General features: G+C 66.8%; 19 protein-coding genes. 13 read left to right on the forward strand and 6 right to left on the reverse strand.

The features are described from left to right. Window positions 1–116 precede the first annotated feature (116 nt). From AB4Z16_RS17215 to rimO, 3 genes are all read left to right on the forward strand, one after another. Window positions 117–554, forward strand: a complete 438-nt coding sequence (locus AB4Z16_RS17215; protein ID WP_441512588.1) for an OsmC family protein — start codon at window positions 117–119, stop codon at window positions 552–554. After that, window positions 551–1417, forward strand: coding sequence for a sulfurtransferase (locus AB4Z16_RS17220; protein WP_441512589.1), 867 nt, complete (start codon window positions 551–553; stop codon window positions 1415–1417). The genes AB4Z16_RS17215 and AB4Z16_RS17220 overlap by 4 nt, the downstream gene beginning before the upstream one ends. A 99-nt stretch (window positions 1418–1516) precedes the next feature. Further along, a complete protein-coding gene (rimO, locus tag AB4Z16_RS17225; RefSeq protein WP_441512590.1) occupies window positions 1517–2836 on the forward strand; it encodes a 30S ribosomal protein S12 methylthiotransferase RimO in 1320 nt (439 codons plus the stop codon). Between the two features lie 12 nt (window positions 2837–2848). Here the strand turns inward: rimO and AB4Z16_RS17230 are convergent, their stop codons facing one another. Next, the gene (locus AB4Z16_RS17230) at window positions 2849–3208 is read right to left on the reverse strand and encodes a hypothetical protein (RefSeq protein WP_441512591.1); all 360 of its coding nucleotides are present in this window, start codon (window positions 3206–3208) and stop codon (window positions 2849–2851) included. Between the two features lie 202 nt (window positions 3209–3410). Continuing rightward, window positions 3411–4385: a quinone oxidoreductase family protein gene (locus AB4Z16_RS17235; RefSeq protein ID WP_441512592.1), complete on the reverse strand. Its 975-nt coding sequence runs from the start codon at window positions 4383–4385 to the stop codon at window positions 3411–3413. 135 nt (window positions 4386–4520) lie between these two features. On the opposite strand from AB4Z16_RS17235, the gene AB4Z16_RS17240 reads away from it, so the two are divergent. Next, the gene (locus AB4Z16_RS17240) at window positions 4521–5696 is read left to right on the forward strand and encodes a UbiH/UbiF family hydroxylase (RefSeq protein WP_441512593.1); all 1176 of its coding nucleotides are present in this window, start codon (window positions 4521–4523) and stop codon (window positions 5694–5696) included. 165 nt (window positions 5697–5861) lie between these two features. On the opposite strand, the gene AB4Z16_RS17245 is transcribed toward AB4Z16_RS17240, so the two are convergent. Both AB4Z16_RS17245 and AB4Z16_RS17250 read right to left on the reverse strand, forming a co-directional pair. Beyond that, complete coding sequence (locus AB4Z16_RS17245; RefSeq protein ID WP_441512594.1) at window positions 5862–6977, reverse strand: CaiB/BaiF CoA transferase family protein; 1116 nt, start codon at window positions 6975–6977, stop codon at window positions 5862–5864. 9 nt (window positions 6978–6986) lie between these two features. Further along, a complete protein-coding gene (locus tag AB4Z16_RS17250) occupies window positions 6987–7958 on the reverse strand; it encodes an AEC family transporter (protein WP_441512595.1) in 972 nt (323 codons plus the stop codon). 258 nt (window positions 7959–8216) lie between these two features. On the opposite strand from AB4Z16_RS17250, the gene AB4Z16_RS17255 reads away from it, so the two are divergent. Next, window positions 8217–9266: an HpcH/HpaI aldolase/citrate lyase family protein gene (locus AB4Z16_RS17255; protein WP_441512596.1), complete on the forward strand. Its 1050-nt coding sequence runs from the start codon at window positions 8217–8219 to the stop codon at window positions 9264–9266. A gap of 113 nt (window positions 9267–9379) precedes the next feature. Continuing rightward, window positions 9380–9709, forward strand: coding sequence for a heat shock protein HspQ (gene hspQ, locus AB4Z16_RS17260; RefSeq protein ID WP_441512597.1), 330 nt, complete (start codon window positions 9380–9382; stop codon window positions 9707–9709). A gap of 104 nt (window positions 9710–9813) precedes the next feature. On the opposite strand, the gene AB4Z16_RS17265 is transcribed toward hspQ, so the two are convergent. After that, complete coding sequence (locus AB4Z16_RS17265; protein ID WP_441512598.1) at window positions 9814–10590, reverse strand: invasion associated locus B family protein; 777 nt, start codon at window positions 10588–10590, stop codon at window positions 9814–9816. A 268-nt stretch (window positions 10591–10858) separates the two neighbouring features. Here AB4Z16_RS17265 and AB4Z16_RS17270 point away from each other — a divergent pair, with 268 nt between their 5' ends. The 3 genes from AB4Z16_RS17270 to AB4Z16_RS17280 are packed head-to-tail and all read left to right on the forward strand — an operon-like array spanning window position 10859 to window position 14072. Then, window positions 10859–12685, forward strand: coding sequence for an extracellular solute-binding protein (locus tag AB4Z16_RS17270; protein WP_441512599.1), 1827 nt, complete (start codon window positions 10859–10861; stop codon window positions 12683–12685). Window positions 12686–12695: 10 nt separating this feature from the next. Further along, on the forward strand, window positions 12696–13727 hold the full coding sequence (locus AB4Z16_RS17275; protein WP_441512600.1) for an AMP-binding protein: 1032 nt from the start codon (window positions 12696–12698) through the stop codon (window positions 13725–13727). A 45-nt stretch (window positions 13728–13772) separates the two neighbouring features. Next, window positions 13773–14072, forward strand: coding sequence for a hypothetical protein (locus AB4Z16_RS17280; RefSeq protein ID WP_441512601.1), 300 nt, complete (start codon window positions 13773–13775; stop codon window positions 14070–14072). Here the strand turns inward: AB4Z16_RS17280 and AB4Z16_RS17285 are convergent. Next, entirely contained in the window at window positions 14044–14718 is a 675-nt protein-coding gene (locus AB4Z16_RS17285; RefSeq protein WP_441512602.1) for a ceramidase domain-containing protein, read from the reverse strand. The two genes, AB4Z16_RS17280 and AB4Z16_RS17285, sit on opposite strands and share 29 nt — an antisense overlap. 122 nt (window positions 14719–14840) lie before the next feature. Here AB4Z16_RS17285 and AB4Z16_RS17290 point away from each other — a divergent pair, with 122 nt between their 5' ends. The 4 genes from AB4Z16_RS17290 (at window position 14841) to AB4Z16_RS17305 (ending at window position 18763) form a co-directional block, all read left to right on the forward strand. Beyond that, window positions 14841–15122, forward strand: coding sequence for a YARHG domain-containing protein (locus tag AB4Z16_RS17290; RefSeq protein WP_441512603.1), 282 nt, complete (start codon window positions 14841–14843; stop codon window positions 15120–15122). A gap of 127 nt (window positions 15123–15249) precedes the next feature. Beyond that, window positions 15250–16761 (forward strand): helicase HerA domain-containing protein, encoded by a 1512-nt coding sequence (locus AB4Z16_RS17295; RefSeq protein WP_441512604.1) that lies wholly within the window; start codon window positions 15250–15252, stop codon window positions 16759–16761. A gap of 269 nt (window positions 16762–17030) precedes the next feature. Next, window positions 17031–18065 (forward strand): aldo/keto reductase, encoded by a 1035-nt coding sequence (locus AB4Z16_RS17300; RefSeq protein WP_441513071.1) that lies wholly within the window; start codon window positions 17031–17033, stop codon window positions 18063–18065. Between the two features lie 80 nt (window positions 18066–18145). Continuing rightward, a complete protein-coding gene (locus tag AB4Z16_RS17305) occupies window positions 18146–18763 on the forward strand; it encodes an anthranilate synthase component II (RefSeq protein ID WP_441512605.1) in 618 nt (205 codons plus the stop codon). The last annotated feature ends 10 nt before the right edge of the window (window positions 18764–18773 follow it).

An 18773-nucleotide genomic window follows, 5' to 3' on the forward strand; every position in this document is an offset into this window, starting at 1 on the left:
GTCGACATCGGACGGTGCCGAAAACCGGTTTCCATTTTTCGACCCGATGCCATAGCCTCCCCGACGAATCCCGCCGGCGCTTCGCCGACGGTCCTCGATCCGGACAGGAGATCGCGATGAAAGCACGCGCGAAATGGGTGGAAGGCATGGCCTTCATGGGCGAGGCCGGCAGCGGCCACGCCGTGATGATGGATGGCGCGCCTGAATATGGCGGCCGCAATATCGGCATCCGGCCGATGGAGATGCTGCTGATCGGGCTTGCCGGTTGCACCGGCTTCGACGTCGTCAGCATCCTCAAGAAGGGCCGCGAGGCCGTCACCGGCTGCGAGGTCGAGGTAGAGGCGGAGCGTGCGACCACCGATCCGAAGGTCTTCACCAAGATCCACCTCGCCTACCGCATCACCGGCAAGGGCCTGTCCCACGCCAAGGCGGAGCGCGCCGTCACATTGTCGAAGGAAAAATACTGTTCGGCTTCGATCATGCTCGGGGCGACGGCCGAGATGACCTACAGCCTCGAGGTGATCGACGAGCTGCACAAGGAGGCCGCTGAATGAGCCGGGCTGAATTCGCTGGGCTGATCTCGCCGGAAGCGCTGGCCGCGCGGCTCGGCCACGAGAAGCTGGTCGTCATCGACATCCGCACCGCCGCCGATGGCGGCAGGGACGCCTTCGAGGCCGGGCATATCCCGGGAGCGGTCCATTCCGACTACGCGGCCGATGGCTGGCGGGCGAAGATCGGCAATGCGCCGGGCATGCTGCCCTCGCTCGACCATCTCGCGACGCTCGCGGGGCGGCTCGGCATCGAGCCGCACGACGACGTCGTCATCGTCCCGGCCGGCACAGCCGCGACCGACTTCGCCGCGGCGGCCCGGGTCTACTGGACGCTGAAGTTCATCGGCCACGGCCAGCAGGCGATCCTCGATGGCGGCTTCAAGGGCTGGACCGCCGATCCAGAGCGGCCGGTCGAGCGCGGCCCTTCCGCGCCCAAGAGTGCAGGCGCTTATCCAGTCGTGGCGCAGCAGCGCCTGCGCAGCACGACCGACGCCACCCTCGTCGCCTCGCGCAGCAAGCAGGCGAGTCTCGTCGATGCACGCGGGCCGAGCTTCTTCGAAGGGCGTGAGAAGTCGGCCGAAGCGACGCGCGCCGGCCATATCCCCGGCGCGATCCAACGCGACTATGCCGGCGCCTTCGAGCCCGGCAGCGGCAAGCTCAAGGCGCCGACCGAGTTGGAGAAGCTGTTCTCCGCCGTGCCGCAGGGGCCAGTCGTCTCCTACTGCAACACCGGCCATTCCGCCGCCGCGAACTGGTTCGTGCTGTCGGAGCTTCTCGGCCGCGACGAGGTGGCGCTCTACGACGGCTCGATGACCGACTGGACGCAGGACCCGGAGCGCCCGGTCGCGACCGGCAAGGCGGCCTGAACCGCTTTCGATTGCAAATCAGGCTGAAAAGGTTCAAAGGAAGCGCCGATCGCGCCTAGGCGCGGCGCTTCCTGACATATTGGACCGAGCCATCAGCCGATGAACGCCGTCGCGCCGAAAATCTCCTTCGTTTCGCTGGGCTGCCCCAAGGCGCTCGTCGATTCCGAGCGGATCATCACCTCGCTGCGCTCGGAGGGCTACGAGCTCTCCAAGAGCCATGCCGGGGCCGACCTCGTCATCGTCAACACCTGCGGCTTCCTCGATTCCGCCAAGGCGGAATCGCTCGAGGCGATCGGTTCGGCCATGGCCGAGAACGGCAAGGTCATCGTCACCGGCTGTATGGGCGCCGAGCCCGAGCAGATCCGCGACGTCTTCCCAAACGTGCTCGCGATCACCGGCCCGCAAGCCTATGAGAGCGTCGTCTCGGCCGTCCATCAGGCGGTGCCGCCGAAGCACGACCCCTTCGTCGATCTCGTGCCCGACCAGGGCATCAAGCTGACGCCGCGACACTACGCCTATCTCAAGATCTCAGAGGGTTGCAACAATCGCTGCACCTTCTGCATCATCCCGAAGCTGCGCGGCGACCTCGTTTCGCGGCCGATCGGCGACGTGCTGCGCGAGGCCGAGAAGCTGGCCAAGGCCGGCGTCAAGGAACTGCTGGTGATCTCGCAGGACACCAGTGCCTATGGCCTCGACATCAAGTATGCGCCGTCGATGTGGAAGGACCGCGAGATCCGCACGCGCTTCTTCGAGCTAGCCCGCGAGCTCGGGCAAATGGGGATGTGGGTGCGCCTGCACTACGTCTATCCCTATCCGCATGTCGACGAGGTCATCCCGCTGATGCAGGAAGGGCTCGTCCTGCCCTATCTCGACATCCCCTTCCAGCACGCCTCGCCGAATGTCCTGAAGGCGATGAAGCGACCGGCCCATCAAGACCGCACGCTCGACCGCATCCGGAAATGGCGCGACATCTGCCCGGACCTCGCCATTCGCTCGACCTTCATCGTCGGCTTCCCCGGCGAGACCGAGGAAGACATGGACATCCTCGTCGACTGGCTCAAGGAAGCGAAGCTGGAGCGCGTCGGCTGCTTCAAATACGAGCCCGTGAAGGGCGCGCCCGCCAACGATCTCGGCCTTGCCCTGGTGCCGGAGGAGGTGAAGGAAGCCCGCTGGCACCGCTTCATGAAGGCGCAGGCGGAGATTTCCGCCCGCATCGTCAAGGGACGCGTCGGCAAGCGCATCCCGGTCATCATCGACGAGGCCGGGCCGACCGTCGCCAAGGGCCGCTCGAAATGGGATGCGCCCGAGATCGACGGCAATGTCTATGTCGCCAGCCGCCGGCCGCTCAGGCCCGGCGACATCGTCACGGTGAAGATCGAGCGCGCCGACGCCTACGACCTGCACGGCATCGCGGTCTGAGACATAGCGCTCTCAGTTGAACGCGCAGAGGCGGCGGATGGTGCGGCCGGTGCGGTCGCGCGCCGTGCCGAGGCTGCTGCAGGCGTCTCCGACCGGGGCCGCATCAACCTGCCCGGACTTCGGCGGCTCGGAGCAGATGCCGCTCGCGCAGCCGGTTGTCTCGGCATAGCGCTGGCGGGCTGCGCCGGGAATGCGGACGCGTCCCTGGTCCGCGCCCTGCAGCATCGCGTCGGTGTGCTTTGCGGATTGCCCGCCGGTTCCTCGGGCCTGCTGCGCCAGCGCGACGCCCGAAAGGGCCAGAATGCCGAAGAGGAAAACGGTGGTCCGAAACTTGGACGACATGAACGCCGGGTCCTGAATGGTCGCCAGCATGCGCTGGCCCCCATTCGTCGCGGCACTTCAGGCGTGGGTTCACGCTCGGTCAAAAAATGCGCCCGGAGGCCCTGGGCGCACGTTGTTTTTTTGCCGTCATGCCCGGGCTTGACCCGGACATCTGGGAAACCAGTTCTCTCTGGTCACGAGATTCCCGGGGCAAGCCCGGGAATGACGCGAGACGACGCCGATTCCTTCTGGATCAGGGGATCAGCACCGTCGAGCCCGTGGTGCCGCGCGATTCCAGCAGGCGGTGAGCGTCGGCCGCATCCTTCAGCGGGAAGGTCGCGTTGACCGGCACCTTGACCTTGCCGCTCGTCACCGCCTCGAACAGATTCTGCGCCATCGCGATCATGGTTTCGCGCTTCGCGGTGTGGGTGTTGAGCGTCGGGCGGGTGACGTAAAGCGAGCCCTTGGCGGCGAGGATGCCGAGATTGAAGGCCTCCACCGCGCCCGATGCGTTGCCGAAGCTCGCCAGCAGGCCGAAGGGCTTCAGCGTGTCCAGCGACTTCATGAAGGTGTCCTTGCCGACGCCGTCATAGACCACGTCGCAAAGCTTGCCGCCGGTGATCTCCTTCACCCGCGCCGCGAAATCCTCCTCACGATAGTTGATGACGTGGTCGGCGCCGTGGGCCTTTGCGAGCTCCGCCTTCTCCTTCGAACCGACGGTGCCGATCACGGTCGCGCCGAGCGCCTTGCCCCATTGGCAGAGGATGAGGCCGGTCGCGCCCGCCGCGGCATGGACCAGGATCGTATCGCCCGGCTTCACCTTATAGGTCCGGTGCAGCAGATACTCGGCGGTCAGGCCCTTCAGCATCATGCTGGCGGCCGCCTCATAGGAGATGCCCTCCGGCAGCGCGACGACGGAAGCCGCCGGCACGATGCGCTCCTCGGCATAGGCGCCGAGCGCCGATACGACCGCGACACGATCCCCAACCTTGAACTCGGCGACGTTCGGGCCGACGGCGAGCACGTCGCCAGCACTTTCATTGCCGAGCACGAAGGGCAGTTGCGGCGCGGGATAGAGGCCCGAGCGGAAATAGGTGTCGATGAAGTTGAGGCCGATCGCCCGGTTCCGGATCAGGATTTCGCCGGGGCCCGGCTGCGGCAAGGTGATCTCTTCGAACTGAAGGACTTCCGGACCGCCGGTCTTGTGTGCGCGGATGGCTTTGACCATGAAATTCATCTCCCTCGGATGGATGGCCGACCATAGTTCATCACGCGGGAAAGCAGCATCCTTGCCGAACGCAGAACGCACCTTGCGACTTTGCGGACCGTGGCCAAACCGCCGCTCATCGGATAGCGAAGAGCCATGAGCACGCACACTGCCGATCCGGTCGATATCGCCGTCGTGGGCGCCGGCGCCGTCGGCCTCGCGGCCGCTTTGGCGCTGAGCCAGGAGGGACGCAGCGTAGCCCTGCTCGGCCCGGTCGCGACGCCGCGCGACGGACGCACCGTCGCCCTGCTCGACGGCTCCTGGCGCCTGCTGGCCGAACTCGGCGTGCGGGATGCCCTGGTCGCCAAGGCCGCTCCGCTCACGGTGATGCGCCTCGTCGACGACAGCGGCAGCCTGTTCCGCCAGCCGCCGGTCGAGTTCCGCGCCTCAGAGATCGGGCTCGAAGCCTTCGGCTGGAACATCGAGAATGCCGACCTGACCACGATCCTGGCCGAGAAGGCCAACGACCTCCCCGGTCTGCGGATGATCCCCGGCTTCGTCCGCGCCATCGAACCGGAGGCCGGCGGAATCCGCCTCTCGGGTGATGATTTTGCCCTGCAGGCCCGGCTCGTGATCGGCGCTGACGGGCGCAACTCGCAGGTGCGCGTCGCAGCGGGCATCGAAAGCCGGGACTGGCGCTATCCGCAGGTGGCGCTGACGGCGATCTTCGAGCACCGCCGCGACCATCGCGAGGTCTCGACCGAATTCCACACGCGCCAGGGGCCCTGCACGCTCGTGCCCCTGCCCGGGCGCCGCTCCTCGCTGGTCTGGCTCGTCGATCCCGAGGAAGCCGACAGCATCGCCGCGCTCGACGATGCGGCCTTCGCCATGCGGGTCGAAAAGCAGGTGCAGTCGCTGCTCGGCGCCATGACGGTGAAAGGCCCGCGCGGCAAGGTGCCGATGGGCGGGCTTTCGGTCGATCGCTTCGGCGCCGACCGCATGGCGCTGATCGGCGAAGCCGCGCATGTCTTCCCGCCGATCGGCGCGCAGGGGCTCAATCTCGGGCTGCGCGACGTCGCTGCGCTGCGCGATGCGCTCGAAGGCGCCTCGGATCCCGGCAGCGATGCGGTGATCGCGGCCTATGACGCCGCCCGGCAGACCGATGTCCGGCTGCGGACCGGCGCGGTCGACGTGCTCAACCGCACGCTGCTGACCGACCTGCTGCCGGCCGACCTGATGCGCGGCGCGGGGCTGCTGGCACTGTCGCGGATCGGGCCTCTGCGGCGCTTCGTGATGCGGCAGGGGTTAGCGGGCGGCGCAACCGCCTCCTAACCCACGCCGTCATTCCGGGGCAGGCCGCAGGCCTGAGCCCGGAACCCATGAACACAGAACCCCAAAGGGAGTTGCAACGAGGCAGCCTCCCTCATCGGTACAGTGTTCATGGGTTCCGGGCTCTTCGCTGACGCGAAGCCCCGGAATGACGGGGCGTGTTATTCCTCAGCCGATGATTTTCTGCGTATCGGCACCGCTCGCCGCGACCTTGCGCAACACCGCCGCCTGTTCCCGGAACACCGGCGCCAGCGGCAACGGCGTCGCGACGATACGCCGGCCGCCCGGCTCCTCGACCTGCGCATCGAGCAGACCGCGGACCGTCATCTGCGGATCGGACACCGCCTCTTCCAGTGTGCGCACCACGGTGCAGCAGCAATCCAACGGCTCTACCACAGCACGCCAGTAGTCGGCGCTTTCCCGCGCGATGATCTCTGCAATCGCGGCGCGGGTCGCCTCCGGATCGCGGCGGTCGTCGCGCAGCCGCTCATCGAGACCGATGCCCTCGCAGAAACTCTGCCAGAATTTGGGCTCAAGCGCCCCGACCGCGAGGAACCAGCCATCGGCAGTGGCGTAGAGCCCGTAGCGCGGGCTCGCCCCGGTCAGGAGACCCTCGCCGCCATCCGGAAACGAGCCGGTCACCTGCCCCTGGGCCAGCCCGTACCAGGCGAAAGTCGGCATGGCATCGGCCATGGCGATGTCGAGATGGCAGCCCTCGCCGCTGCGCTCACGCTGCCTGAGCGCCAGCAGGATGTTGAGCACCGCCGGCATGGTGCCGCCTGCGATATCGGCGACGAGCGGCGGCGGCAGGGGCGGCGCCTCGCCGCGCTTCAGCGACTGGCCGAGCAGGCCGCCGAGCGCCTGGTAGTTGATGTCGTGCCCGGCTTCCTGGGCGCGCGGGCCGTGCTGGCCATAACCGCTGATCGAGCAGTAGATCAGCCGCGGATTATGGGCCTTCAGCGCTTCATAGCCGAAGCCGAGCCGTTCCATCACGCCCGGTCGGAACTGCTCGATCAGAATGTCGGCCTTCGCGATCAGCGGCGTGAGCCGCGCGAGCGCCTCGGGCGCCTTCATGTCGATCTCGACGCTTTCCTTGCCGCGGTTGAGTACCGCGAAGGGCGCCGCCGTCTCGCCGAAGCGTGGCGGGAAGCCGCGCATATCCTCACCGCCCGGCCGCTCGATCTTGATCACGCGCGCCCCGGCCTCGGACAGGAAGAGGCTCGCCAGCGGGCCGGGCAGCAGCGTTGAGAAATCGAGGACCAGCAGATCGTCCAGCGGCAGCATCCGGCACCCTCAATGGAACAGGTCGGCCGTTATCCTGCCCGTCTTCACCAGCCACAGGAAGCCCGGCAGCGTGATCATCGAGACGATGGTGCCGACGAGGATGCAGGCCGAGGCCCGCTCGACGCCGACACGATACTGGGTCGAGATCACGAAGATGTTCAGAGCCGGCGGCAGCGCCGCCATGATGATCGCGGCGTAGATCCAATGCGTCGGGATCCCGCCGAGCGCCGACAGCAGCACCCAGACCAGGAGCGGGTGCAACAGGAGCTTGATCACGACCAGTCCCGAAACCTCGGCGGGCATCGTCTTCATCGGCCTGAGCGCCACCGTGACGCCGAGCAGGAAGAGCGCACAGGGCGCGGCCGCCTGGGAGAGCCACAGCACCATCCGGTCGACCGCGACGGGCAGTTCCAGCTTGAAATAGCTCGCCGCCACGCCGGCCAAAGTCGCGATGTTGAAAGGATGCGTCAGCACCCGCCAGATCACCTCGCGCGTGGTGGCGAGCACGCTCTTCTTCTCCACGCCCGCCAGCGCCATCAGGAAGGGCACCAGCGAGAACAGCAGGATGTTGTCGAAGACGAAGATCAGGACGACCGGGGCGCTCGCGCTGGGGCCGAGCGCCGCCAGGATCAGCGGCGGGCCCATATAGCCGATATTGGAATAGGCCCCGGCAACGCCCTGCATCACCGCCTGCGGCATGTCGCCCTTGTTGTGCTTCAGCCCAAGCGCGAAGGACAGGCAGAATGCGCAGAAGGTCGCCGTGGTCGTGCCGGCGATGAATTTCCAGTTGGCCAGCTCGCTCAGCGGCTTGTCCGCGATGAGCCGGTAGAACAGCGGCGGCAGCGCGACATAGATCAGGAAGAACTGCAGCCAGGCGAGCCCCGCCTCCGGCAACTGCTTGTAGCGGCCGATGGCGAAACCGAGCAGGATCAGCCCGAAGAACGGCGCGACCAGATTGAAGATATTGAGAAGGTCGGCCATCGGCGCATTCGATCCAGGGGCACTCGCCCCGGAACCGAGACGTTGACATCTGCATCTAGCGCATGATGCAGGGCGGGCAAGGTCATTCGAACCGAGGCGATCTTCCCCAGATGCAATGGGAGGATTTTGAGCCTAGGCATTAATACCTATAAATCAATATAAGAAAATATACCCATAATCGACGAATTTCATCGAAAGAGCCATGGACGCTGCCTTCATGCTCCTCCACATTCGCTGCATCGCAGCATGGAGCGCCCGATGACGACAAAAACGCCGCGCCAGTTCTTTCGTCCGCTCGCGATCGGCGCGCCGGAACCCTATCGGGAGCTTCCGCTCAGGCTCGAGCGCATGATCCATTTCGTGCCGCCGCATCTGGAAAAGGTCCGCGCCAAGATCGGCGAGCTGGCGGGCCAGGTCGACATCGTGCTCGGCAATCTGGAGGACGCGATCCCGGTCGACGCCAAGCAGGCCGCCCGCGACGGCTTCATCGCCATGGGCAAGGCGGTCGACTTCGGCAAGACCGGCCTGTGGGCCCGGGTCAATGCGCTGAACTCGCCCTGGTTCCTCGACGATATCACAGCGATCATGGCCGAGATCGGCGGCAAGCTCGACGTGCTGATGGTGCCGAAGGTCGAAGGCCCCTGGGACATCCACTATGTCGATCAGCTCCTCGCGCAGTTCGAGGCGCGCCATGCCCTGCGCAAGCCGATCCTGATCCACGCGATCCTGGAAACGGCTGAGGGCGTGAAAAATGTCGATGCGATCGCGACTGCCTCGCCGCGCATGCACGGCATGAGCCTCGGCCCGGCCGACCTTGCCGCCTCGCGCGCCATGAAGACCACGCGAGTCGGCGGCGGGCACCCGGAATACAAGGTGATCGCGGACCCCTCCCCCGATGGCGGGCCGCGTGCCGTCGCGCAGCAGGATCTCTGGCACTACACGCTCGCCAAGATGGTCGACGCCTGCGCCGCGGCCGGGATCAAGCCGTTCTACGGCCCCTTCGGCGATTTCGCCGATGGTGCTGCCTGCGAGGCGCAATTCCGCAACGCCTTCCTGCTCGGCTGCGCCGGCGCCTGGACGCTGCATCCCTCGCAGATCGACATCGCCAAGCGCGTCTTCAGCCCTGACCCGGCCGAAGTGGCCTTCGCCAATCGCATTCTGGATGCGATGCCGGACGGCTCCGGCGCCGTGATGATCGACGGCAAGATGCAGGACGATGCCACCTGGAAGCAGGCCAAGGTGATCGTCGATCTCGCCCGCCAGGTCGCGGCCCGCGACCCCGATCTCGCAGAGCGCTACGGAATGTGATGGGACAATACGGCGAGGTCGATTGATTTCGACGCATTTACGACGCATTCCTCTCGCAAGGGCGGCGAGAACGTAAGCTGGCGGCGGATCAGCCGGCTCAGTATGGATGAGTCATGGAAGCGCGTTCGGCCAAATTCCGGATCGGGCAAGTGGTCAAGCACCGCATCTACCCGTTCCGCGGCGTGATCTTCGACGTCGACCCGGTCTTCTCCAACACCGAGGAATGGTGGGAGGCGATCCCGGAGAACATGCGCCCGTCGAAGGATCAGCCGTTCTATCATCTCTTCGCCGAGAACGAGGAGACGGAATACGTCGCCTATGTTTCGGAGCAGAACCTCGTCAGCGACGATTCCGGCGCGCCCATCCGCCATCCTCGCGCCAAGGAATTCTTCCGGCGCGACCGGAAGGGGCGCTACCGGATCGACCATACCGACCTGCACTGAGGCTGCGAGGGCCTGCGCCCGGACGCGCCGGCCGTAACAACGATCAATGAAAAGGGCCGGCTCCATTGAGCCGGCCCTTTTTCATTTGGTTCGCGTTCAGCCGATCAGGGCTTGGGCGGGGTCGCCGGAGCAGCGCCCGGAGCCGGCGCGGCACCCGGAGCCGCATTGGCGCCGCCTGCGCCAAGGCGCTGACGCAGCTCTTCCTGGCGCTTGGCCAGCTCGTCCTGAAGCTGCTTCTGCTGGTCCTCGAGCACCTTCGGATCGATCGGCGCGCCGTCGAAGCCCTTGGCGAAATCAGCGAGCGGAATGGCGAAGGTCACCTCGCGGGCGCCCTGGTTCTGGACGCTGATGTTGAGCGTCGTGCCCTTCTTCATCGCGTTGATGAAGTCCTCCTTGACCTGCGCCTCGGCGAAGCAGCCATTGGGGAAGCAGATCGCGTAGCGGCCGCCGGTCGGCTGGGCGTTGTCGACGCCGAAGCGGATGCCCGGCTGCAGCATCAGGCCGAGCGGCATGAGGAAGCGGACGATCTTGTTCGGATCGCCCTTCACGTCATAGACGGCAGCCGCCAGCACCGGCTGGCCCTGATCCGAGACGAAGTCGCGGGTGGTGTAGCAGATTTCCTTGTTGGCGGCCTGGTCCTTGCCGCAGACCTTGGTCCAGCTCGTCTGGGACGGCTCGGGCTTGACCTGGACGACAGTCGGGCCGGCCGGAGCGGCGCCGGGCTGCTGCGCCGGGGCCGGCTGCTGGGCAGGGGCCGCGGGACGCTGGGCCGGAGCGGCGGGGCGCTGGGCCTGCGCGAAAGCCGCGACGGGCGCGAAGCCGACCGCCGCGCTGAGAACCAGCCCTAGAGCAGACGATGACAGGCGAAACGAAGCGGACATTCTCTGTCTTTCCTTATCAGGCGAATTCGGGGATCACGACTTCGCAAGCCGCGCGTCACCACCGACGGCCCAATCGCATGACGGCGCCGGCCATAGCAAGCCGTGCACATCAAGGGTGATTGAGGCGTTTGAATGACACCCGGACTCGGCTTTAGCGACTTCGCGCGCGGGATTCCAGCCCGAATAGCTGCGTGACGGCCGTCAGCCCATGCTATTCTTACGTAGGGAATCAGGTCTTACGATGGATTTTAGTCGATCGCCCTTGGCGATGAGCCGCCGCAGGGTCAACACGATGCTCGCCTTGAGCCCGCTCGCCCTGTTGGCGCGCGGCGGCTCGGCCTTGGCTGATTCGGCCTCCGTGCAGCACGCCATCGCGATGCACGGCCAGCCTGCCCTACCCCCCGGTTTCGCCCATCTGCCCTATGCCGACCCCAAGGCTCCGCGCGGCGGGCGCATCGTCTTCGGCGTCCAGGGCACCTTCGACAGCTTGAATCCGCTGGTCGTTCTCGGCGTCGCGCCGGACGCCGTGCCGAGATATGTGCAGCAGAGCCTGCTCTTCCGCTCGGCCGACGAGCCTTTCACCAGCTATGGCCTGCTGGCTTCGCAGGTGGAACTCGACGCCGATCGCAGAAAGCTCGCCTTCGAGATCGACCCTCGCGCAACCTTCGCGGACGGCGCGCCCGTCACCGCGGCGGACGTGCTCTTCACCGTCGAGATGCTGAAGACGAAGGGCAAGCCCTTCCACCGTTCGAGCCTCGCCCGCATCACCAAGGCATCGGCGCCCTCACCGAGGCGCGTCGAGTTCGAGCTCGGCGACGGCTCCAACCGCGAATTGCCGTTGGTGATCGGCGCGCTGCCGATCTTCGCCAGGCACGCGACCAATGCCGAGACCTTCGGCGATACGAGCTTCAAGCCGGCGCTCGGCTCGGGCCCCTATGCGGTCAGCGAGGTCCGGCCCGGCGAATCGCTGACGCTGAAGCGGCGGAAGGATTTCTGGGCAGAGGACCATCCACTGACCCGCGGGCTCTTCAATGCCGACGAGATTCGCTACGATTTCTACCGGGATTCCAACGCCTTGTTCGAGGCGTTCAAGGCGGGGCTCTACGACGTCCGGCTCGAGGGTGATCCGACGCGCTGGATGACCGGCTACGACATCCCCGCGGTGCGTGACGGGCGCATCATCAGACAGACCCTGCATTTCGACACGCCCAAGGGCATGACGGGGCTCGTCTTCAACACGCGCCGGCCGGTGTTCTCCGCCGTCCGGGTGCGCGAGGCGCTCGGCCTGTTGTTCGATTTCGAATGGGTCAACCGCAACCTGTTCCACGGCGTCTATCGACGCGCCGGCAGCTTCTTTTCCGATTCCCCTCTGTCCGCCCTCGGCGTCGCCGCCGACACGCGCGAGAAGGCATTGCTCGCCGCCTTTCCTGATGCGGTGCGCGAGGATATCCTTTCAGGCACTTGGAAACCCTCCGAAACCGATGGCTCTGGCCGCGACCGCGAGCAGGCGCGCAGGGCGCTCGACCTGCTCCAGGCCGCCGGCTATGCGCTGCAGGACGGCGTATTGCGCAACGGCAAGAGCGAACCCTTCGCCTTCGAGATCACCGTGACCAGCCGTCCGCAGGAGCGGCTGGCGCTGAACTTTGCGCAGTCGCTCGGCCGCCTCGGCATCGCCGCAAATGTCCGGCTGATCGACGACGTCCAGTATTGGCGCCGGCTTTCGGCCTTCGATTTCGACATGGTCCAGTGGACCTGGCCGGCCTCCGCTTCGCCCGGCAACGAGCAGATCGGGCGCTGGGGCGCGGCGAATGCCGAGCGCAGGGGCTCTCTCAACTACGCCGGGGTGCGATCGCCCGCCATCGATGCGGTGCTGCAGGCCCTGCTCGGCGCCCGCGAACGCGAGGATTTCGTCGCCGCCGTGCGCGCGCTCGACCGGCTGCTGCTCTCGGGCTTCTACGTCGTGCCGCTCTACTACCTGCCCGACACCTGGCTCGCCCTTGCGCGCGACGTAGTGATGGCAGGGCGCCAGCCGGCCTATTTTCTCTCCACTGAAACGCTGGCGCGCCTCCCGGCCACGCCGGCTCCGGCGAATTGAAGGGCCGTCGATGCGAGCAGAACAGGACGAGGCTTCCGCCCTGCTCGATGGGCTCGATATCGACACGCTGCTCAAGGCCCTGACGCGCAGGCGCGGCTACGAGGCAGCCCTGCGCGATCCGCCGGGGCGGCGCGGCTGGAGCGACGTAAGCCCGGCCTCGATCAATTTCCTGCAACTCGATCAACGGATCGACCAGCTTGCAAGGCTTCTTGCCGCCAACAAGGGACAGCCGGGCGCGAGCGTGGCGATCCTGGCTCCGCTGGGACCCGAAGCGGTCGTTTCCTTGCTCGCCTGCCTGCGTGCCGGCCTCTCCCCGCTGATGCTGCCGCTGCACGGCAACGAGCTTGAGCTACTGCGCCTCATTGAATCTTCAGGCGCGGTCATGGCTCTCGGCGTCAGCCGCGTTGGACCCTTGCGACCGCTGTTGACGCTGCGCAATCTCGCGATGCGCGCCTTCAGCACCCGCTTCGTCGGCGGCTTTGGCCCGGACGTGCCAGATGGCGTCGCGCCGCTCGACGCGCTCCTGGCCAATGCGAGCCTGCATCCCCTGCCCGGTCCGGTCGAGCGGCCCTGGCTGCAGGTTGCCGATGCCATCTCGCTCCAGGGTCCGCAGCGTATCTCGGAGCGGGAGATTCTCGGAAAGGCGCTCGAGATCTCGCGGGCACTGAAGCCGATGACCTCCTCGCGGATCGTCAGCACACTTGTCGGCGGTGATCTCGCGGCGCTCGCAAGCGGCCCGGGCATGGCGATGCTCACCGGCGTCGAATTGCTGCCCCTCGGCCTCTTCCACCTCGGCGATCTACAGGCCTGCATCGAAGGCGGCCGCTCCGTTCATCTCGTGCTGCCGGGCAATATGGAGCCGGCGCTCGCCCATTCGCGCCTGGCGGGGCACCCGGCGCTCGCCAGCCTCGTTTTCGTGCAGCGGACCGGCGGCGGGCTCGCCTATCCGGCAATTGATCGCCCCGATCTCGCCATCGTCGATATCGCGGCGCATAGTGCTTCGGACATCACCGTCGCGAGGCGCCAGACGCCCAGGAGTTAGAACGCGCCGGGACGATGACGGGGCGAATTCTGGGGAGTGTTCACCATGTTTTCCGTCGGTCTTGTTCTGCTCTCTCTCTCGGCGAGCCCGACTCTTCCCGTCGCCGACTCGGTGCCGCGCTTTGACATCAACGCCTCCTGCGGCAGCGCCGACAAATCGGCCACGGGTATCGGCCGCCCCGCCAGTGCCTGCCGCGACGATGAGGAAAAGGCCCGCAACGCACTGGAAGCCCGCTGGTCGGAATACCCGGCCCGAGCCCGGACAACCTGCACCGAGGGCGCGAGCCTTGGCGGCCCGCCGAGCTATGTCCAGCTCATCACCTGCCTGGAACTGACGAAGAAATAGACGTGCCGCCGGGGAGCATCGCGGCGCGCAGCAACAGGTAGAGCACCGACGCATTGAGCAAGTGCCAAAGCCAATGCGTTCCGAGCGGCAGGGCGCCGCACAGCGGGCCGTCCATGCTGCGCAACGCCAACGAGGCTGCGAAAGCCGCGCCGGCGATCGCCAATGGGCTCCGCTGTCGCGAGAGCGCAGCAACACGCGGCATGGCCGAAGCGACGCCGACGAGCCCCAGCAGAAACGCCGCATAACCGGCAGAGCCTGCCACCGTCGCTGGCAGAATTGCCCGCCCCGCCCAAGAGAGACCGAGGGCGAGGCCGAAGAAGGCCAGCGTGCCGATGGCCGTTACCCACCCGGGCGCTCCGAGGAACCGTGCAAGAGCGAAGGCGAAATAACCGAAGGCGAACAGTTGGATCGGCAAGACATCGGCCAGCACCGTCCAGCGGTTCGGCATGGTGTGAAACAGGAAAGAGCCGATCCCGATCGCGAAGACGAGAAGGATGAATGCGAGCACGATACCGTCGCGACGGCCCTGCCGGCGCCAGAGCCGGAAAGCCATCAGCGCCGCCAGAAGAAAGGCGCCATTTGTCACGGCGTTGACGGGCTCGGCCCAAAAGCTCGCATCGAGTCTTTCGCAATAGCCGAACTGCATCGATCCGCCCCTTGATCGCTCCCACCGAAGCCAGCTGTTGCGACAGCTTCATGTCGCATGCCGGCTTGCCTTGCAGCCGCCACTTCCGCAAAGCTCGCGCGCTCATTCCGGGGAAGACCAATATGCGCGGCCTTTATCTCCCGCTTTCCGTAATCCTCATGCTGGCAGCCGGAGCAACAGCACCGGCCTTTGCCAACCCCGAGACCTGCGCGAATCTCTGGACCGCCCGCAACGAGATCTACAAGGCGCAAGGCTACTGCTTCCGCACCCAGCGTGCGACCGCGGCCTTCGGCAATGCCGGCTGCCAGTACGACGCGATCGAGGACGTGCCGCTCTCGGCCAATGACCGCCGCTTGATTGCCGACATCGTTCGGCAGGAGCGGTCGTTACGCTGCCCGCGCTGACTCAAAGGTCGCTGACAGCGATTGTCTGTGGAAGGCAGGGCTGCCCTGCGTCCAGCGCGAGCGAGGCCATGCTAGAAGCCCCGGTCGCGCGCCTGCGCCCGACCAAACAAGGCGATTCAAGACCGGTATGACGACAGCGATCGAGATGGGAACGACAAGGACCGGCGAGCCCGGTCTGATCGATCTCGCCGAATTGCTGGCGACGCGCCTGCTCGTCCAGGGCAATTCCGGCTCGGGCAAGTCGCATCTGCTGCGCCGCCTGCTGGAGCAGAGCGCGCCGCTCGTCCAGCAGGCAATCATCGATCCCGAAGGCGATTTCGTCTCGCTGGCCGACCAGTTCGGCCATGTGGTGGTCGATGCCGAATGCGGCGAGGCAGAATTGCAGCGCGTCGCGCTGCGCGTGCGCCAGCACCGCGTCTCGGTGGTGCTCAACCTCGAAAATCTCGAGGCCGACGAGCAGCTGCGCGCCACCGCCGCCTTCCTCGGTGGGCTCTTCGACGTCGACCGCTCGCTCTGGTTCCCGATGCTGATCGTCGTCGACGAAGCCCAGCTCTTCGCCCCCGTGATGGCAGGCGAGGCTTCGGACGAAGCGCGTAGGCTGTCGCTCGGCGCCATGACCAATCTGATGTGCCGGGGCCGCAAGCGCGGTCTCGCGGGCGTCATCGCGACGCAGCGCCTCGCCAAGCTCGCCAAGAACGTCGCCGCGGAAGCCTCCAACTTCCTGATGGGTCGCACCTTCCTCGATATCGACATGGCCCGCGCCGCCGATTTGCTCGGCATGGACCGCCGCCAGGCCGAGATGTTCCGCGACCTGGAGCGCGGGCAATTCGTGGCGCTGGGCCCCGCCCTGTCGAAGCGCCCGCTGCCGCTCAGGATCGGCGCGGTGTCTTCTGTCGATCGCGGAGGCGCACCGGGGCTGATGCCGCTGCCCGAGCAGGCGCCGGAAGAGGCCGGCAAGCTGATCTTCACGCCCGGCGCGGACGAGCCGCCGCCGATGGCAAGGCCGGTGCGCCCAGCACCGCGCCCGCGCCCGGACCCGAACGAGGTGCTGCGCCGGATCGAGACCTACCGCCCGGCCCCCCAGCCGGAACCCGAGCCGGAGATCGAGCTCGAGCCGGAAGAGCGCGAGGCGACCATGGTCGAGATCCTGCGCGAACTGATGGCCGACCCGGAGGCCCGCTCGCGACAGGTCGCGGTGCTCTATCAGGATTTCACCGTGCGCTGCCGCATGCGCCGGCTGGGTCGGACGAATCTGAGCCTCGAAGAGTTCCGCCGCAGGCTCGCCGTAGCGCGGGCCGGTGTCAGCGACAGCGTCGCGACCAGCGAGGGCTGGCAGGCGGCAGTGGCTGCCTCGGGCACGCTGCCCGAGGACCTGCAGGGGCTCTTCCTCTACATCGCCCGCACCGCGATCGAAGGCAGGCCCTGCCCCAGCGATGCCGAGCTCGCCGAAGTCTATGGCAGCCATTCGCCCAGCCGGGCGCGGCGCCTGCTCGGCTACATCGAAGAGCGCGGCCTGATCGTCTGCCATGTCGATTTCCGCGGCCTGCGAACGCTCGCCCTCCCCGCGCTGGGCGTCGAGACCGCACCGGGTCAGGCGCAGCCGCGGACGGCCGGGATGCCGCGCAGCGCCCGCGGCTAAACGTATCTCGTCTATCTCCCGAACCGCGCCGTCATCCCGGGCTTGACCCGGGATCGATGCCGGAGCGCGTCCGGCGCAGCTTGAGGCATGGACCCTGGACCTCCGCTTCGCCGCGTCCGGGATGACACGCTCCTTCTTCTGAAGTTCACTAGCTTCGGCGCCCCGCCTTTCGGCACGATGACTTCAACTCACGAATGCTGTTCCGCTCGGCGCACTAATCGCATTCGCTTCGAGCCGCCATGTTCCCGCCACCACAGGAGATCTGGATCATGGAATACCGGCGTTTAGGCCATTCGGGGCTCAAGGTTCCCGCCCTGAGTTTCGGCGCGGGCACCTTCGGCGGACAGGGGCCGCTCTTCAGTGCCTGGGGCAATACCGACGCTCGGGAGGCGCGCCGCCTCGTCGACATCTGCCTTGAAGCAGGGTTGAACCTCTTCGACACGGCGGACGTCTATTCGAGCGGCGCCTCCGAGGAGGTCCTCGGCGAGGCGATCAAGGGACGGCGCGACAAGGTGCTGATCTCGACCAAAACCACCTTGCCTATGGGCGACGGCCCGAACGATGCCGGCTCGTCGCGCAGCCGCCTGATCAAGGCGACCGAGGACGCGCTGCGCCGGCTCGGCACCGACTATATCGACCTGCTGCAGCTGCATGCCTTCGATGCCGGCACGCCGGTCGAAGAGGTTCTCTCGACCCTCGACGCGCTCGTCAGGGCCGGGAAGCTTCGCCATGTCGGCGTCTCCAACTTTTCGGGCTGGCAGCTGATGAAGTCGCTGGCTGCCGCCGAGCGCCATGGCTGGCCGCGCTATGTCGCGCATCAGGTCTATTACTCGCTCGTCGGGCGCGATTACGAATGGGAGCTGATGCCGCTCGGCCTCGATCAGGGGGTCGGCGCGTTGGTCTGGAGCCCGCTCGGCTGGGGCCGCCTCACCGGCAAGATCAGGCGCGGCCAGCCGCTGCCCGCCGGCAGCCGCCTGCATGAAACCGCCGAATTCGGCCCACCGGTCGAGGACGAGCAGCTCTACGCTATCGTCGACGTGCTCGATGCCATCGCACAGGAGACCGGCAAGAGCGTGCCGCAGGTCGCGATCAACTGGCTGCTGCAGCGCCCGACGGTCTCCTCCGTCATCATCGGCGCCCGCGACGAACAGCAATTGCGCGACAATCTCGGCGCCGTCGGCTGGAACCTGACGACCGAGCAGGTCGCGCGGCTCGATGCCGCGAGCGTCCGCACGGCGCCCTACCCCTATTTCCCCTATCGGCGGCAGGAGGCCTTCGCTCGCCTCAATCCACCGGCGGTCTAAAGTCGAGCGCGGCCCGCGCAAAACTTGACCACCCCGCCTCCGAACGTGCATGACCTCAAGCCGTATTCACAGGTCCGGCCATGCGCGTTCTGTTGATCGACAACTACGACAGCTTCACCTGGAACCTGGTCCACCTCATCGGTGGCCTGGGGGCCGAGGTCGATGTCTGGCGCAACGACGCGCTGTCGGTCGAGGAAGCGCTGGGCAGCGAGCATGATGCGATCGTGCTCTCGCCCGGTCCCTGCACACCCAACGAGGCCGGAATCTGCCTCGACGTGGTCCGGCAGGGTGCCGGCCGCAAGCCGATCTTCGGCGTCTGCCTCGGCCTGCAGGCGATGGGGCAGGCCTTCGGCGGTGACGTCGTGCGGGCGCCCGTGCCGATGCACGGCAAGGTTTCGCCGATCCGGCACAAATCACGCGGCCTGTTCCGCGGCATCAACGGGCCGCTGCAGGCGACGCGCTACCACTCCCTCGTGGTCGACCGCGATTCCTGCCCAACCGTCTTCGACATCGAGGCCGAGACCGATGACGGCCTGATCATGGCGCTCTCGCACCGGGAGCTGCCGGTCCACGGCGTCCAGTTCCACCCGGAGAGCATCGCCTCCGAGCATGGCGCGACGATCCTGCGGAATTTCCTCGATCTCGCCCAGCGATGGCGCAGCGAGCACGAAGCCGCCGCCCTGACCCCATCAGCCTGAATTCCGCAGA

This window comes from Allobosea sp. TAF32, from assembly GCF_052113585.1.
Lineage (GTDB): Bacteria > Pseudomonadota > Alphaproteobacteria > Rhizobiales > Beijerinckiaceae > Allobosea.

Coding starts and splice junctions, on each gene's coding strand:
- AB4Z16_RS17270 (WP_441512599.1), top strand. CDS start 10,859: ATGAGCCGCCGCAGGGTCAACACGATGCTCGCCTTGAGCCCGCTCGCC.
- AB4Z16_RS17220 (WP_441512589.1), top strand. CDS start 551: ATGAGCCGGGCTGAATTCGCTGGGCTGATCTCGCCGGAAGCGCTGGCC.
- AB4Z16_RS17305 (WP_441512605.1), top strand. CDS start 18,146: ATGCGCGTTCTGTTGATCGACAACTACGACAGCTTCACCTGGAACCTG.
- AB4Z16_RS17255 (WP_441512596.1), top strand. CDS start 8,217: ATGACGACAAAAACGCCGCGCCAGTTCTTTCGTCCGCTCGCGATCGGC.
- rimO (WP_441512590.1), top strand. CDS start 1,517: ATGAACGCCGTCGCGCCGAAAATCTCCTTCGTTTCGCTGGGCTGCCCC.
- AB4Z16_RS17235 (WP_441512592.1), bottom strand. CDS start 4,385: ATGGTCAAAGCCATCCGCGCACACAAGACCGGCGGTCCGGAAGTCCTT.
- AB4Z16_RS17250 (WP_441512595.1), bottom strand. CDS start 7,958: ATGGCCGACCTTCTCAATATCTTCAATCTGGTCGCGCCGTTCTTCGGG.
- AB4Z16_RS17300 (WP_441513071.1), top strand. CDS start 17,031: ATGGAATACCGGCGTTTAGGCCATTCGGGGCTCAAGGTTCCCGCCCTG.
- AB4Z16_RS17215 (WP_441512588.1), top strand. CDS start 117: ATGAAAGCACGCGCGAAATGGGTGGAAGGCATGGCCTTCATGGGCGAG.
- AB4Z16_RS17290 (WP_441512603.1), top strand. CDS start 14,841: ATGCGCGGCCTTTATCTCCCGCTTTCCGTAATCCTCATGCTGGCAGCC.
- AB4Z16_RS17285 (WP_441512602.1), bottom strand. CDS start 14,718: ATGCAGTTCGGCTATTGCGAAAGACTCGATGCGAGCTTTTGGGCCGAG.
- AB4Z16_RS17280 (WP_441512601.1), top strand. CDS start 13,773: ATGTTTTCCGTCGGTCTTGTTCTGCTCTCTCTCTCGGCGAGCCCGACT.
- AB4Z16_RS17240 (WP_441512593.1), top strand. CDS start 4,521: ATGAGCACGCACACTGCCGATCCGGTCGATATCGCCGTCGTGGGCGCC.
- AB4Z16_RS17275 (WP_441512600.1), top strand. CDS start 12,696: ATGCGAGCAGAACAGGACGAGGCTTCCGCCCTGCTCGATGGGCTCGAT.
- AB4Z16_RS17245 (WP_441512594.1), bottom strand. CDS start 6,977: ATGCTGCCGCTGGACGATCTGCTGGTCCTCGATTTCTCAACGCTGCTG.
- hspQ (WP_441512597.1), top strand. CDS start 9,380: ATGGAAGCGCGTTCGGCCAAATTCCGGATCGGGCAAGTGGTCAAGCAC.
- AB4Z16_RS17295 (WP_441512604.1), top strand. CDS start 15,250: ATGACGACAGCGATCGAGATGGGAACGACAAGGACCGGCGAGCCCGGT.
- AB4Z16_RS17230 (WP_441512591.1), bottom strand. CDS start 3,208: ATGCTGGCGACCATTCAGGACCCGGCGTTCATGTCGTCCAAGTTTCGG.
- AB4Z16_RS17265 (WP_441512598.1), bottom strand. CDS start 10,590: ATGTCCGCTTCGTTTCGCCTGTCATCGTCTGCTCTAGGGCTGGTTCTC.